Raw genomic sequence first — 14,671 nt, 5'->3', positions numbered from 1 at the left:
CCCCGTGTCACTCACCGGCCCCCCGTCACTGACCGGGAACGGGGGCGGGTCCGGCCCCCGCCCCCGGACCGGGGTCGGGATCGGGATCGATCGCCTCCGCCGCCCGCCGCGCCTGCTCGTCCAGCTCCCCCCGCGTGTAGCGGCGGTCCCCGGCCAGCGTCAGCGCCCTGCCGTCCGCCAGTTCGATCGTCACCCGCCGCTCGCCGCGCCCCCGGTTGCGCAGATAGTTGTACACGGACCGCAGCAGGGCCGCCATCCCCACCACCGCGGCCCGTTTCGCCAGCTCCAGCAGCAGTTCGTCCCACGCCCCCATCGCGTTGTCCGCCGGGTGCGGCCGGCGGCTGATCCGCGCCGTCACCTCGCTCAGCTCCGGATCGGCCGCCAGCCACAGCTGTAGCTGCCTGATGTCATCCGCCGTGGCTGCCGCCCCATCCACCCGAATCCGTACGGTGGCCGTCATCGCCGCATTCCCGCCCTTCCCCCGGACACACTGACAAACCGTCACCCGATTGTATGAGTGACGTGCGACACATCAATGGTCCACGCATCACTCGCTCCGGTGGTTCCCGGTCGGGAGGGAGACGGCCAGCAGCGCCATGTCATCGTTCAGCCGGCCACCGGTGTACCGCAGCACCTCCGAGACCAACCGATCCAGCAACTCCTGCGGATCGCCGAACACTTCCGCGTCCAGCGCGCCCGCCGGATCGAAGAAGACGCCCCGCCCGTCCCGCGCCTCGCTCACCCCGTCCGTGTACAGCAGCAACTGCGCCCCGGGCGGAAACGCGAACGTCTGCGGGCGGCCCGTCCAGCCGGACAGATCCATCAGCCCCAGCGGCAGCTGCGGATCAGCCACCTCCAGATAGCGCGCCGGAGCGTCCCCGGGCGGCAGCAGCAGCGGCGGCGGATGGCCCAGGTTGATCAGCCGCAGCTCGTGCGGCGGCGCCCTGGGCACCTCCACCACCACCGCCGTGGCGAACTCCTCCTGCGGATCGATCGCCCCCCGGGACCGTTTCTCCCGCTCCACCGCCGCCTGGAGCCGGCGGCACAGCGCCCCCAGATCCTCCTGGTACTCGGCGGCCTCCCGGAACGTACCGAGAATCACCGACACCATCTCGGTCGCGCCGAGCCCCTTGCCGCGCACATCGCCCACCAGCAGCCGTACGCCGTACGGGGTCTCGCGCACCGCGTACAGATCGCCGCCGATCAGGGTGTCGCGCTGCGCCGCCCGGTAGCGCGCCGCCACCAGCAGCGGCCCGGCATGGCCGGGGGGCTCCGGGACCACCGCTCGCTGTACGATCTCGGCCACCCCGCGCGCCGACGCCACCCACTGGTCGCGCTGGGCGACGATGCGGTTGATCAGCACGGCGAGCACGGAGACGGTCAGCACCGTGAGAAAAGTGATGACCTCCTGACCGCTGATCGCGGTCCGGCCGGTGAAGACCAGCAGCGCCGACGCCAGCAGGGCGGAGATCCCAGTGATAACAGTGCCCCGGAAACTCATCACCGGGGCCGCCAGCACCGGCGGGGCCACGAACAGCGGGGTGAAGGTGAGATGCGGCGGGGTCGCCGCACTCAGCGCCAACCCGCCGACGATCAGCAGGGCGGGCACGAGGCGTACGTATCCCACCCCTCGGGATGGGACACGTGGTGTCGGGTACACACACCCAATCTGCCGCGACCGACCCCGGGGGGCGAGTCGATCATCGGCGGGTGATCACAGGTAGGCCGTGTGGGACTCGAACCCACAACCAAAGGATTAAAAGTCCTCTGCTCTGCCAATTGAGCTAACGGCCCGCAGACAGCAGCATAGTCGCACCCCTGGCGCGGCTCGCAGGCGATACGGCACGGACGCGGCCGGGTGCGCGCCGCCGGGGCCCGGGCGCGGTGGCCCGGACCCCGGCGGCTGTCACGCTGTCAGTTGCCGCGCTTCCAGCGGGGCTTGTCGTCGCGGTAGCCGCCGCCGGTGCCGCCGGTGCCGCCGGGGCCCCGGCGGTCATCGCGCCGGTCATCACGCCGGAAGCCGCCGCCGCTGCCACCGGTGCCGCTGCCGGCACCCCGGTCATCACGCCGGCCCTGGTACGGACGCCGGTCCCGGTCATCACGCCGGAAACCGCCGCCGCTGCCGCCCCGGTCATCACGCCGGTCCCGGTCGAAGGAGCCCCGGTAGCCGCCACGGTCATCGCGCCGGTCCCGGTCACGGTCGCCGCCCCGGCGGTCATCGCGCCGGTCATCACGCCGGAAGCCACCGCCGCTGCCGCCCCGGTCATCACGCCGGCCCTGGTACGGACGCCGGTCCCGGTCATCACGCCGGTCCCGGTGGTCGGCGCGCTCGCGCTCCTCCTCGGCCGCCTTCGCGGCCCGCTCGGCGCGCCGCGCCTCCCGCTTCGCCTCCCGCTCGGCCTCAGCCGCCGCCTGCGCGGCAGCCGCCGCCGCGATCGCCTCCGCCGGGTCCTCGCCGCGCTCCCGCGCCGCCCGCCCGGTCAGCTTCTCCGCCTCCGAGCGCAGCTCACCGGCCCGCTCCTGGGCCCGCTCCAGCTCCCGGGCCAGCCGGCCGACCTCACGGTCGGCGTACAGCGCCGCGCCCATGGCGGCCTCCGCCTGCACCTCGGTCAGCGAACGCGCCCCGATGATCTCGGCGACCTCCTCGTCGAAGAGATCACCCCGCCCGATGACGTGCCGCGAGGCGTCCACGCCCGCGTCCTCCATCAGCCGGAAGATGGTGCGCCGCTGGTGCGGCAGCGCCAGCGACACCACGGTGCCGGACTGCCCGGCCCGCGCGGTGCGCCCCGAGCGGTGCAGATAGTCCTTGTGGTCCCCGGCCGGGTCCACGTTCAGCACCAGGTCGATGCCGTCCACATGGATGCCGCGGGCCGCCACGTCGGTGGCCACCAGCACCTTGATCTTGCCGCCCTTGAAGTCCTCAAGGGTGCGGGTACGGGCGCCCTGCGTCATGCCGCCGTGCAGCGCGTCGGCGCGCACCCCGGACTCGCGCAGCTGCTCGGCGACCCGGTCGGCGCCCAGCTGGGTCCGCACGAACACGATCGTGCGGCCCTCGCGCGCCGCGATCGCCGCCGTCAGCGGGGCCTTGTCGCGCGGCTTCACCACGAGCACGTGGTGGGTCATGGTGGTCACCGCGCCCTGCGCCGCGTCCACCTCGTGGCTGACCGGGTCGACCAGGTAGCGCTTGACGAGGGTGTCGATCTCGTTCTCCAGGGTGGCGGAGAACAGCATCCGCTGGCCGCCCGGGGGCACCAGGTCGAGCAGTTCGGTGACCTCGGGCAGGAAGCCCAGGTCCGCCATCTGGTCGGCCTCGTCCAGGACGGCGACCTCGACGTCGTCCAGCGAGCAGGAGCCGCGCGCGATCAGGTCGCGCAGCCGGCCGGGGGTGGCCACCAGGATGTCGACGCCGCGCTCCAGGGCGTAGATCTGGTTGCCCATGGAGGTGCCGCCGCAGACCACCTTGAAGCGGAGGTTCAGCTCGTGGCCGTACGGCTCCAGCGCGTCGGAGACCTGCATGGCCAGCTCGCGGGTCGGGGTCAGGATGACCGCGCGCGGCTTCTTCTTCTCGGTCCGGCCGCCGGCGAGGCGGGCCAGCACCGGCAGACCGAAGCTCAGGGTCTTGCCGGAGCCGGTACGGCCCCGGCCGAGGATGTCCTTGCCGGCCAGCGCGTCCGGGATGGTGGCGGCCTGGATGGGGAACGGGGTGGTCACGCCGTTCTCGGCGAGCTTGCGCACCACGGACTGCGGGAGCCCGAGGTCGGCGAAGGTGGTCGTCGGCTCATCCAGGGGCAGGATGGCGTCAGCGGTTGTTACGGACATGCGAAGTGAGACCCTTCCGGAGTCTTGGTCGGCACGCGCCTTAGCTCCGTAGGTGCTCACGACCGCCTGTCTTTGCGGTCAGCCACGGCTTGACGAGGAACGCGCCACACGGCGCGCTGCAATCGGGCGCCGGGCAAGTGGGATCAAACGATCTACAAGCATACGCACCGCACCCGTGCGGACGCAAACCGCGCTCACCCAGCACCCCTCACCCGTCACTCTCCGGCTCCGGCTCCGGGTCCGGCTCGGGGTCCTGTCCGGGCGGCGACGGCTCGTGGCCGGTGGGCTCGGGCGCCGGCGGCACCGGCGGGGGCGGCGGGCTCGGTACGGGCTCGGCGGGCGGCGGGGAGGCGCCGCCGGGCGAGGCGGCCGGGGGTACGACCGCACCGGGCCGGGCGGTGGGCGACGCGGGGGTACGGGACGGGCTGGGCTTCGCGTCCGCGACCGGGGCCCGCTCCTCACGCGCCCGCTCCCCGGTGCCCTTTCCGTCGGCGTCATCGGCCGTACGGTCCTCGCCCGCCGCCTCTTCGGGCGACCCGGGCCCGCCGGCCGGGCCGGGACCCCGCTCCGTACCCCCCTCGATGCCGTCCCCGCCCTCCCCGGCCGCGTCCTCGACCAGCGGCGAGGTGTTCCCGGCCTCGGTGGGGTCGCCGCCGGGCGCCTTGGGGTCCACGCTCAGGCAGCCGGTGAGGGACAGCGCGAGCACCGAGGTGAGGGAGAGGGTGCTGAGAGCAGCGGGAACACGTGGACGCACGGCGGCGCTCCTGGGGGCCGGGGACGGATGGGCGCCCTGCCCAACTGCCATCCGGGCCCACGGGTCACGGACAATGGACGGGTGCTGAAGATGACACGTGAGTCATTCGAGGAACTGGTGAGCGAGGCGCTGGACCAGGTCCCCCCGGAACTGGCGCGGCTGATGGACAACGTGGCGGTGTTCGTCGAGGACGAACCCGACCCGTCCGACCCCGAACTCCTCGGCCTGTACGAGGGAACACCGCTCACCGAGCGCGGCGAGTGGTACGCGGGCGTGCTGCCGGACCGGATCCTCATCTACATGGGCCCGACGCTGCGTTACTGCGAAACCGCCGAGGACGTGGTGCACGAGGTGACGGTGACCGTGGTCCACGAGATCGCCCACCACTTCGGCATCGAGGAGGACCGGCTCCACGAACTGGGCTGGGGGTGAGGAACCGTGTTGGTGATCCGTTCGGGCATCGCCTATGCTTCTCGCGTTCACCGACTGATATGTGTCGGTGCGCAGGAGGCCCTCATCGTCTAGTGGCCCAGGACGCCGCCCTTTCAAGGCGGTAGCACGGGTTCGAATCCCGTTGGGGGCACCACCCGAAGCCATCCGCAGCATTTCGCCTGTGGGTGGCTCTTCGCCTTTTTACGCCTTATCTGCGGGCCCTGGACGAGAGAAGTGATGCCCGGTGACCGAGAAGTCACTCATGGTGCTCAACGGACCGAATCTCAATCTGCTCGGCCTGCGCGAGCCCGAGATCTACGGCACCGACACCCTCGCCGACGTCGTACGGCTGTGCGTGGAGACGGCCGCCCGGTACGGCTTCGCGGTCGACGCCCGGCAGAGCAACCACGAGGGCGAGCTGATCGACTGGATCCAGGAGGCCCGGGAACACCACGCGGGCATCGTGATCAACCCGGCGTCGTACTCGCACACCTCGATCGGCCTGCTGGACGCGCTCAGCACCTGTGAGGGGCTGCCGATCGCGGAGGTGCACATCTCCAACATCCACCGCCGCGAGCCGTTCCGGCATCACTCGTACGTGTCGGCCGCGGCCACCGCCGGAGTGATCGTCGGCTGCGGCGTCCAGGGGTACGCCTTCGCGGTGGAGCGGGTCTGCCGGCTGCTGAAATAGCCCGCTCAGCAGGGTCTCCGCACCGTGATACGCTGCTTCAGCGACATCGGGAAAGCCGGTCGCACAAGCCAGGTCCTGTAGAGCAGTTTGGAGTGCTCGCCACCCTGTCAAGGTGGAGGCCGCGGGTTCAAATCCCGTCAGGACCGCTTCGGCTGGGTAGCTCAGTTGGTACGAGCGTCCGCCTGAAAAGCGGAAGGTCGCCGGTTCGACCCCGGCCCCAGCCACCTTCCTTCACCAGCAAGAAGGCCCCAGCGGCATCCGCCGCCAGGGCCTTTTTTGTGTTTTCCCTGTGTCACCGGCCGCCGGGGTGGCGGGTGCGGAAGAGCCAGAAGGTGCCGGTCGCCAGGGCTGCCCACACCAGCAGGACCAGATAGGGCTGGAGGTGCTGGTGGTGGGGGAAGTAGACGGCGTTGTGGAGGGCGTTGACCGAGGCGCCGGGTGGTAGCCAGCGGCCGAGGAAGGCGAGCGCCGAGGGGAGCAGCGGCCAGGAGACCGGGCCGCCGGAGGCCGGGTTGCCCAGCATCACCAGCAGGCCCCAGGTGGGCAGGATCGCCCAGCGGCCGAAGAAGGTGTTGAAGACGGTGAAGACCATGCCGGCGACGAACATCGTCAGCATGAGCTGGAGCCAGCTGATCAGCGGCAGGGGGACGGCGTCCAGGATCCAGTCCACGGTGGCGGCGATCAGGAAGCCGCCCAGTACGGAGAACGCGGCCACCGTCGCGATGCGTTCGGCCGGGGTGAGGCGGGCGGCGTGGATGCTCAGCTGGATGGTGCCGAGGAAACCGATGATCACGGCGGCGAGCGTGATGTAGAAGAGCGCCAGGCCGCGCGGGTCGCCGGAGTGCAACGGCTTGAGGTCGGTGACGGTGACCGTCGCGCCGATGGCCGCTCCGGCGGGCGGGCCGGCGGTCTTCAGCAGCTCCGCCACCGAGGCACCCGACGCGCTGGAGACCGAGAGGTCGATCGCGCCGTCCCGCTCCCGCACGATCGCGAAGACTTTCTGCCGCTCCACGGCATCCACAGCCTGTGGATAATTCTGGTAGTCGTGGATGCGCAGCGAGGTGTGCAGTCCCTTCTCCAGCGCCGCGACGTACTCCGCCGTCCTGGCCGTCTCCGGTTCGCCGACCACCGCCACCGGCATCCGGTGCGGAGTGGGGTTCGCCAGGGCGTAGGTGTAGGAGCCGGCGAAGAGGGCCGCGCCGACGGCGGACAGCAGGGAGATGACCACCGCCGCGTAGTAGGGGGAGTGTTTGAACGCCTGCCAGCGACTCACAGACGCACCCTAAAGGGACAAAGCTCTCCGATATTGGTTCGCCGCTCCCGGGTCCCAGGTGAGACTCTTGGGGGCGTATGTCTACGCACTCCGCTTCCCACGCCGCCCTTGCCGAGCGCCTGCCCCAGCTGATGCTGCACGACGAGCGCCGGCTCGGCCGGCGGCTCGACGGTGCCCGCCGGATCCGTAAGCCCGAGGCCCGGCAGGCCGTGCTGGGCGAGATCGCCGAGGCGATGGACCAGGCCGAGCTGCGCGTCGAGCGCCGCCGGGCGGCGCTGCCGGCGATCAGTTATCCGCAGGCGCTGCCGGTCAGCCAGAAGAAGGACGCGATCCGCGACGCGATCCGCGATCACCAGGTGGTGATCGTGGCGGGTGAGACCGGGTCGGGGAAGACCACCCAGATCCCGAAGATCTGCCTGGAGCTGGGGCGCGGGGTGCGGGGGCTGATCGGGCACACCCAGCCGCGCCGGATCGCGGCCCGTACCGTGGCGCAGCGGGTCGCCGACGAGCTGAACACGCCGCTGGGTGAGGCGGTGGGCTGGAAGGTGAGGTTCACCGATCAGGTCGGGGACTCGACCCTGGTGAAGCTCATGACGGACGGCATTCTGCTGGCCGAGGTGCAGCACGACCGTGAGCTGCTGAAGTACGACACGATCATCATCGACGAGGCTCATGAGCGGAGCCTCAACATCGACTTTCTGCTGGGGTATCTGGCGCAGTTGCTCCCCCGCCGGCCCGATCTGAAGATCATCATCACCTCGGCGACCATCGATCCCGAGCGGTTCGCCCGGCACTTCCGCGCCCCCGGTGGCGAGCCGGCGCCGATCATCGAGGTGTCCGGGCGTACGTTCCCGGTCGAGGTCCGCTACCGGCCGCTGGAGGAGGACGACGACCAGGTCTCCGCGATCTGCTCCGCCGTCGATGAGCTTCAGGGGGAGGGGCCGGGGGACATTCTCGTTTTTCTCTCGGGCGAACGGGAGATCCGGGACACCGCCGACGCGCTGGAGAAGCGGCGGCTGCGGTTCACCGAGATTCTTCCGCTGTACGCGCGGCTCTCGCACAGCGAGCAGCAGCGGGTGTTCCAGCAGCACACCGGGCGGCGGGTCGTGCTCGCCACCAATGTGGCCGAGACCTCGCTCACCGTGCCGGGCATCAAGTACGTGATCGACCCGGGCGCCGCGCGCATCTCCCGGTACAGCCATCGCACCAAGGTGCAGCGGCTGCCGATCGAGGCGGTCTCCCAGGCCAGCGCCAATCAGCGCAAGGGCCGCTGCGGGCGGACCAGCGACGGCATCTGCGTCCGGCTGTACTCCGAGGAGGACTTCCTCTCCCGGCCCGAGTTCACCGACGCCGAGATCCTGCGCACCAATCTCGCCTCCGTCATTCTCCAGATGAACGCCGCCGGTCTTGGGGAGGTCGAGAAGTTTCCCTTCATCGACGCTCCCGACCACCGGAGCGTCAAGGCCGGTGTGCAACTGCTGGAGGAGCTGGGGGCGCTGCGCGGGGACGCGCTCACCGACACCGGGCGGAAGCTGTCCCAGCTGCCGGTGGACCCCCGGCTGGCCCGGATGGTGCTGGAGGCCGGCCGCAACGGCTGCGCCCGCGAGGTGATGGTGATCGCCGCCGCGCTGTCCATCCAGGATCCGCGCGAGCGGCCCGCCGACAAGCAGCAGGCGGCGGACGAGAAGCACCGGCGGTTCCGGGAGGGGCCGGGGGAGGAGTCCGATTTTCTTGCGCTGGTCGCCCTTTGGGACTACGTGCGCGAGCGGCAGCGGGAGCTGTCCTCCTCCGCGTTCCGCCGGATGTGCCGCACCGAGTTCCTGAACTATCTGCGGATACGGGAGTGGCAGGACATCTACGCCCAGCTGCGGTCCGTCGGGAAGACCATGGGGATCGTGCCGGGCGAGGAGAGCGCCGCGCCGGTCACCGTCCACCAGTCGCTGCTGGCCGGGCTGCTCTCCCATCTGGGGCTCAAGGACACCGACAAGAACGAGTATCTGGGCGCCCGCAGCGCCAAGTTCGCGATCTTCCCCGGCTCGGCGCTGTTCAAGAAGCCGCCGCGCTGGGTCATGTCGGCGGAGCTGGTGGAGACCTCCCGGCTGTGGGCCCGGGTCAACGCGAAGATCGAGCCCGAGTGGATCGAGCCGCTCGCCCAGCATCTGGTCAAGCGCACCTACAGCGAGCCGCACTGGGAGCAGAAGCAGGCCGCGGTGATGGCGTACGAGCGGGTCACGCTGTACGGAATCCCGATCGTCGCCCAGCGCAAGGTCAACTACGGCCGGATCGACCCGGAGATCTCGCGGGATCTGTTCATCCGCAACGCCCTGGTGGAGGGCGACTGGCGCACCCAGCACCAGTTCTTCCGGGAGAACCGCAAGCTGCTCGCCGAGGTCGAGGAGCTGGAACACCGGGCCAGGCGGCGCGACATCCTGGTGGACGACGAGACGCTGTACGACTTCTACGAGCAGCGGCTTCCGGAAGAGATCGTCTCCGGGGCGCACTTCGACTCCTGGTGGAAGCTCAAGCGCCGGGACGAGCCGGATCTGCTGAACTTCGAGAAGTCCATGCTCATCAACGAGCGGGCGGGGGGCGTCACCAAGGCGGACTACCCGGACAGCTGGCGGCAGGGCCGGCTCTCGTTCCGGGTGACGTACCAGTTCGAGCCGGGTACGGACGCGGACGGTGTCACCGTGCACGTACCGCTCCAGGTCCTCAACCAGGCACGCCCCGACGGCTTCGACTGGCAGATCCCAGGGCTGCGCGAGCAGTTGGTGACCGAGCTGATCCGGTCGCTGCCCAAGCCGATCCGGCGGCACTGCGTACCGGCGCCGAATTTCGCCGGCCGCTTCCTGGCCGGGCTGCCGGAGGGCGCGCCGACCGATCGTCCGCTGCGGGCGGAGCTGGCGGCGGCGCTCCAGCGGATGACCGGGGTACGGGTGTCCCCCGAGGACTTCTCCCCCGAGGCGGTGCCGGGGCATCTGCGGATCACCTTCCGGGTGGTGGACGAGCGGCGCAAGGCGCTGGCCGAGGACAAGGATCTGGAGGCGCTGCGGCTGGCGCTCAAACCGAAGACCCAGGAGGCCATCTCACGGGCGTTCAAGGCGTCGGGGAAGGCGGTGGGCACCGCGGCCGGCCAGGACACCTCACAGGCCGCCCTGGAGCAGCGCGGCGGGATCACCTCCTGGACGGTGGGGACCCTGCCGCGCCGCTTCGAGACCCGGCGCGGCGGGCAGCCGGTACAGGCGTATCCGGCGCTGGTGGACGAGGGATCGAGCGTCGCGGTGCGGCTGTTCGACACCGAGGAGGAGCAGGCCGCCGCCATGTGGCCGGCGGTACGGCGGCTGGTGCTGCTCAATCTGCCGTCCGATCCGGCGAAGTTCGCGGTGGGCAAGCTGGACAACGCGGCGAAGCTGGCGCTGGCCGCCTCCCCGCACGGCAGTGTGCAGGCCCTGCTGGCGGACTGTGTGACGGCGGCGGCCGACCGGCTGATCGCGGAGCGCGGCGGGGTGGTGTGGGATCAGGAGGGCTTCACCAAGCTGTTCGACGCGGTGCGGGCCGACATCGTCGAGCTGACGCTGAGGATCGTGCGGCAGGTGCGGCAGGTGCTGGTCGCCGGCCAGGCGTGCGAGCGGCGGCTGAAGGGCACCACCAGCCCCGTACTGGCGTCCTCGGTGGCGGACATCCGGCAGCAGTTGGACGGGCTGCTGTGCCCGGGGTTCGTGACGGCGCACGGTGCCGGCCGGCTGGCGGATCTGCTGCGCTATCTGACGGCGGTGGACCGGCGGTTGCAGCAGTTGCCGCACCAGGCGGAGCGGGACCGGGCGCGGCTGGCGAAGGTGGCGGAGATGCGGGACGAGTACGCGTGGCTGCTGGAGCAGTTCCCGGCCGGGCGGCCGGTCCCGCGGGCGGCCCGGGAGATCCGCTGGATGATCGAGGAGCTGCGGGTGAGCTACTTCGCGCACGCGCTGGGCACCGCGTATCCGGTCTCCGACAAGCGGATCGTGAAGGCCATCGACGCGCTGGTGCCGGGCCCCGCCCGCTGAACCGGGGCGGGTTGATCAACCGATTGGCTCCCTGCCCCCTGGGTGGGGTAGAGTCACCGACGCGAGATGCGAGGTCCTGTAGAGCAGTTTGGAGTGCTCGCCACCCTGTCAAGGTGGAGGCCGCGGGTTCAAATCCCGTCAGGACCGCACCGCTAACCGGACCCCCACAGGGGGTCCGGTTTTTTTGTGTCACGTTTTCAACTACCCCGATGAAAAAGGGGAGTTGGTGGGAAGGAGAGGGGCAGGGGTCCGGGCGGCGCGCGCGGCGGAGGAGCGGGGCGACCCGGGGAGGCGGTTCGCACTACCTCATCAGCAGCCTTGCGGGCAAGGCTTTTCCGGTGTGACGGGAGTCACCAGGAACGATCGCTCAGCGGGCTGGTTCGACCCCGCAGAGACACCCGCTTATTTAATATGTGCAATTGCACTCCCCCCAGTGGGGTTCCGGAAGATCCTCCGAAAGATGCCGGAAGGGCCCGGAAGCCGGCCGCCGGGCGGCCGTGCGGAAAAAGCAGATCGCGCCGGACCCGGCGGAGTCCGACGCGATCTATGACCAGGAGGCCGGGGTGGGGGCCCCGAAACCTGGGTTGTACTGGGGTTTTACTGGGTGTAGCCAGGTGTTGCTTGGGTTGTGCTGCTGGCTCAGGCCTCGCCGCGCTGCTGCGGGATGCCCGCCAGCAGTGCGCGCACCTCCGCTTCGCGGTAGCGGCGGTGCCCACCGAGCGTGCGGATAGACGTGAGCTTGCCCGCTTTTGCCCAGCGTGTCACCGTTTTGGGGTCGACGCGGAACATCGTGGCAACCTCAGCCGGGGTCAGCAGCGGCTCGGCATCAGGGGTGCGAGCGGTCATGAGCGGCCTCCTCGGGAGAACCGAACCATCACGGTTCTTTCCTCTAAATTCTGCACCTTGGCCCGCGTTGCCCGAAATGGCAGACGCGGGCCGAGTCGGTTATAGGACGAACGGCTTGTCCTCGGCACTACAACTACACCATCCGTCCAGCCGGGTCGGCCAAACCGATGGAATTGCGCTCTCAGGTGCCCAACCTCGACGGAAGCCGATGGACCATGCCATAGCGGACAGTCATCGACGAGTGACAATCAGTCACTATCGTGATCAGTCAGCATCTGCCACACCAAGGAGTGCATTACCGATCTATCCGCCCTTCGACGGATAGAAGAAGCCCGATCGGGCTCCTTGTCCTATTTTGGCACGAGGAGACGGGTTGCTGACAAGACTTCCTTAGAGTGCCTTCCATCACGCTTGGGCCTTTAGTCCCGTGGCCCGGACGTCCCGGCCGGCGCTCAGTTGGCGAACTGCCGCTCCCGGACGGTCATCCAGCGATCGGTCAGCTCCTCGTACAGCCTGCCCGCCCGCTCCAGATCGCCCGCCGCGAGCGCGGCGAGACCGGCCGCGACCTCCGCGGCCGAGCGATCGGCCGCAAGCTGTTCCTCAGTGATCGTATAGATCAATCCCCCGTAGTCCAGTTCGACCAGTGACCGGGGATGAAACTCTTCCAGCCAACGACCCACATCGGTGAGCGCCGCCGCCAGCGGACCCTCCCCCAGCCCCCGGCCGGGAGGTGCCCCCGGCTCCTCCCCCGCCGCACCGTCCGCACCGGCCGCCCCCGACGCCTCCGCCACCGCCTCCCGGGCCGCCTCCCGCACCGTCCGCAACCCGCGCGCCACCCGCTGCCGCGCCCGCACCATCGGCGTCCGGTACCGCAGCCGGGGCGGCCCCGCTCCCTCCCCCGGCGTGAACTCCCGCTCCTCGTCCGTGAACAGCGCGAACCAGCGCACCGGCACATGCCACAACGCCGACCTGATCCACGGCCGGGCATCCGGATTCCGCTCCCGCCAGCGCCCGTACTCCTGCTCCGCCCGCTCCCGCGCCTCCGGCGGCAGCGCCGCGTCCAGCACCGACTGCGGCATCAGCCAGTGCCCCACCTCCCCCAGCGCCTCCCAGGCCCGCAGCCGGGTGCGCCACGGACACACGCACACCACCCCGTCCACCACCGCCACAAAGGCGTCGGCGCTCTCCTTCGGCGGCACCAGCCGCCCCGGCACCGCCACCAGCTCCGTGATCGACCGCCGCAGCTCCTCCTGCGGCCCCGGCAGATCCCCGCGCTCGGCGTACCGCGCCCAGTGGGAACGCTCCGGCTCAGGAAACGCCCCCAGCGGCTCGTACACCCGCAGATACGCCGCGTACGGCACCTTCGACACCCGCGCTCCCTCCACGTCCCAGCGATCCCGGGGAGCCCCCGCCACGGCCGCCCCCCTCGATCGTGGCAGTGTGACGCACCCTTGGCATCCCGCGCGCACCATCAGGCTTAGGCTCGTCCCAGCAGGCCCTCCCGACCACTTGGAGGGCATCCGCCGCGTAGCGCAGGAGTCACCACCGTGACCGACGTAACAGCCGCTGTCAGCGCCGACAGCATTCCCTTCGCCCCCTCCGGCTCCGTCCTGGACACCCTCTTCCGCTCCGAGCAGGGCGGCCACGAACAGGTCGTGCTCTGCCAGGACCGGGCCTCCGGCCTCAAGGCCGTCATCGCCATCCACTCCACCGCCCTGGGCCCGGCGCTGGGCGGCACCCGCTTCCACGCCTACCCCGGCGCGGCCGTGCCCGAGGAAGCCGCGCTGCGCGACGCCCTCAACCTGGCCCGCGGGATGAGCTACAAGAACGCCCTGGCGGGCCTGGACCACGGCGGCGGCAAGGCCGTGATCATCGGCGACCCGGCCACCCTCAAGAGTGAGGAACTGCTCCTCGCGTACGGGCGCTTCGTCGCCTCGCTCGGCGGCCGGTACGTCACCGCCTGCGATGTGGGCACCTATGTGGCCGACATGGACGTGGTCGCGCGCGAGTGCCGCTGGACCACGGGGCGTTCCCCCGAGCAGGGCGGCGCCGGGGACTCCTCGGTGCTCACCGCCTTCGGGGTCTTCCAGGGCATGCGGGCCGCCGCGACGCACCGCTGGGGCAGCGACGACCTCGCCGGCCGCACGGTGGGCATCGCCGGGGTCGGCAAGGTGGGCCATCTGCTGGCCGGGCACCTCATCGAGGCGGGCGCCGAGGTGGTGGTCACCGATGTCCGCGAGGAGTCGGTGGCCCGGGTCAAGGGCGCGCACCCCGGGGTACGGGTGGCGGCGGACACCGAGGCACTGATCAGCACCGAGGGGCTCGACATCTATGCCCCGTGCGCGCTGGGCGGTGCCCTGAACGACCGTACGGTGCCGGCCCTGACCGCCACCGTCGTGTGCGGGGCGGCCAACAACCAGCTGGACCACCCGGGCGTCGAGAAGGACCTCGCGGACCGCGGCGTGCTGTACGCGCCCGACTACGTGGTGAACTCGGGCGGCGTCATCCAGGTCGCCGACGAGCTGCACGGCTTTGAGTTCGCTCGTGCGAAGGCAAAGGCCGAGCTGATCTACGGGACGACCCTGGAGATCTTCCAGCGCGCCGACACCGAGGGGGTCCCGCCGGCGGTGGCCGCCGACCGCATCGCGGAGGCCAGGATCGCCGCCGCGGCGGCCCGCTGAGCGCGGCCCGGAGCGGCCGTACGGAGGTGCGGCCCGCCCCGTGGGTAAGACATGTCACCACCCCTAGGGCGAGTCGCGCTCCGAAAGAAGGTAAAATCGCCGCTGACCAGCAAGGAGAGTTTCACCGGAATC

11 protein-coding genes and 5 tRNA genes are annotated in these 14,671 nt (G+C 70.7%); 8 read left to right on the top strand and 8 right to left on the bottom strand.

The annotated features are described in order from the left end of the window. Positions 1 to 25: 25 nt before the first annotated feature. The 5 genes from AC5WRL_RS25620 to AC5WRL_RS25600 all read right to left on the bottom strand — a co-directional run bounded on the left by AC5WRL_RS25620 (position 26) and on the right by AC5WRL_RS25600 (position 4,573). Positions 26 to 460, bottom strand: coding sequence for an effector-associated constant component EACC1 (locus tag AC5WRL_RS25620; protein ID WP_496091022.1), 435 nt, complete (start codon positions 458 to 460; stop codon positions 26 to 28). An 87-nt stretch (positions 461 to 547) separates the two neighbouring features. Continuing rightward, the gene (locus AC5WRL_RS25615; protein ID WP_496091021.1) at positions 548 to 1,627 is read right to left on the bottom strand and encodes a PP2C family protein-serine/threonine phosphatase; all 1,080 of its coding nucleotides are present in this window, start codon (positions 1,625 to 1,627) and stop codon (positions 548 to 550) included. A gap of 94 nt (positions 1,628 to 1,721) precedes the next feature. Further along, a tRNA-Lys gene (locus AC5WRL_RS25610) sits at positions 1,722 to 1,794 on the bottom strand. A gap of 120 nt (positions 1,795 to 1,914) precedes the next feature. After that, positions 1,915 to 3,819: a DEAD/DEAH box helicase gene (locus AC5WRL_RS25605; RefSeq protein WP_496091020.1), complete on the bottom strand. Its 1,905-nt coding sequence runs from the start codon at positions 3,817 to 3,819 to the stop codon at positions 1,915 to 1,917. Between the two features lie 208 nt (positions 3,820 to 4,027). Then, entirely contained in the window at positions 4,028 to 4,573 is a 546-nt protein-coding gene (locus AC5WRL_RS25600; RefSeq protein WP_496091019.1) for a hypothetical protein, read from the bottom strand. 81 nt (positions 4,574 to 4,654) lie between these two features. Here AC5WRL_RS25600 and AC5WRL_RS25595 point away from each other — a divergent pair, with 81 nt between their 5' ends. From AC5WRL_RS25595 to AC5WRL_RS25575, 5 genes are all read left to right on the top strand, one after another. Continuing rightward, complete coding sequence (locus AC5WRL_RS25595; protein WP_496091018.1) at positions 4,655 to 5,005, top strand: metallopeptidase family protein; 351 nt, start codon at positions 4,655 to 4,657, stop codon at positions 5,003 to 5,005. A gap of 78 nt (positions 5,006 to 5,083) precedes the next feature. Next, positions 5,084 to 5,159, top strand: a tRNA-Glu gene (locus AC5WRL_RS25590). Between the two features lie 108 nt (positions 5,160 to 5,267). Further along, positions 5,268 to 5,696: a type II 3-dehydroquinate dehydratase gene (gene aroQ / locus AC5WRL_RS25585; RefSeq protein WP_496091043.1), complete on the top strand. Its 429-nt coding sequence runs from the start codon at positions 5,268 to 5,270 to the stop codon at positions 5,694 to 5,696. Positions 5,697 to 5,767: 71 nt separating this feature from the next. Next, positions 5,768 to 5,842, top strand: a tRNA-Asp gene (locus AC5WRL_RS25580). A 4-nt stretch (positions 5,843 to 5,846) separates the two neighbouring features. Continuing rightward, positions 5,847 to 5,920, top strand: a tRNA-Phe gene (locus tag AC5WRL_RS25575). 68 nt (positions 5,921 to 5,988) lie between these two features. Here the strand turns inward: AC5WRL_RS25575 and AC5WRL_RS25570 are convergent. Continuing rightward, the gene (locus AC5WRL_RS25570; protein WP_496091017.1) at positions 5,989 to 6,969 is read right to left on the bottom strand and encodes an ABC-2 transporter permease; all 981 of its coding nucleotides are present in this window, start codon (positions 6,967 to 6,969) and stop codon (positions 5,989 to 5,991) included. A 77-nt stretch (positions 6,970 to 7,046) separates the two neighbouring features. Here AC5WRL_RS25570 and hrpA point away from each other — a divergent pair, with 77 nt between their 5' ends. Both hrpA and AC5WRL_RS25560 read left to right on the top strand, forming a co-directional pair. Further along, the gene (hrpA, locus tag AC5WRL_RS25565) at positions 7,047 to 11,012 is read left to right on the top strand and encodes an ATP-dependent RNA helicase HrpA (protein WP_496091016.1); all 3,966 of its coding nucleotides are present in this window, start codon (positions 7,047 to 7,049) and stop codon (positions 11,010 to 11,012) included. Between the two features lie 72 nt (positions 11,013 to 11,084). Then, positions 11,085 to 11,159: transfer RNA gene (locus AC5WRL_RS25560), tRNA-Asp, on the top strand. Positions 11,160 to 11,651: 492 nt separating this feature from the next. Here the strand turns inward: AC5WRL_RS25560 and bldC are convergent. Together bldC and AC5WRL_RS25550 are read right to left on the bottom strand one after the other, a co-directional pair. Next, entirely contained in the window at positions 11,652 to 11,858 is a 207-nt protein-coding gene (gene bldC, locus AC5WRL_RS25555) for a developmental transcriptional regulator BldC (protein ID WP_019431930.1), read from the bottom strand. A gap of 452 nt (positions 11,859 to 12,310) precedes the next feature. Continuing rightward, on the bottom strand, positions 12,311 to 13,228 hold the full coding sequence (locus AC5WRL_RS25550; protein ID WP_496091015.1) for a DUF8083 family protein: 918 nt from the start codon (positions 13,226 to 13,228) through the stop codon (positions 12,311 to 12,313). A 177-nt stretch (positions 13,229 to 13,405) separates the two neighbouring features. Here AC5WRL_RS25550 and AC5WRL_RS25545 point away from each other — a divergent pair, with 177 nt between their 5' ends. Further along, the gene (locus tag AC5WRL_RS25545) at positions 13,406 to 14,539 is read left to right on the top strand and encodes a Leu/Phe/Val dehydrogenase (RefSeq protein ID WP_496091014.1); all 1,134 of its coding nucleotides are present in this window, start codon (positions 13,406 to 13,408) and stop codon (positions 14,537 to 14,539) included. The last annotated feature ends 132 nt before the right edge of the window (positions 14,540 to 14,671 follow it).

The sequence above is a fragment of the Streptomyces sp. NTD107 genome (genome assembly GCF_059510435.1).
The sequence above is the reverse complement of the archived record's forward strand: the minus strand, read 5'-3'. Positions and strand labels throughout refer to the sequence as shown.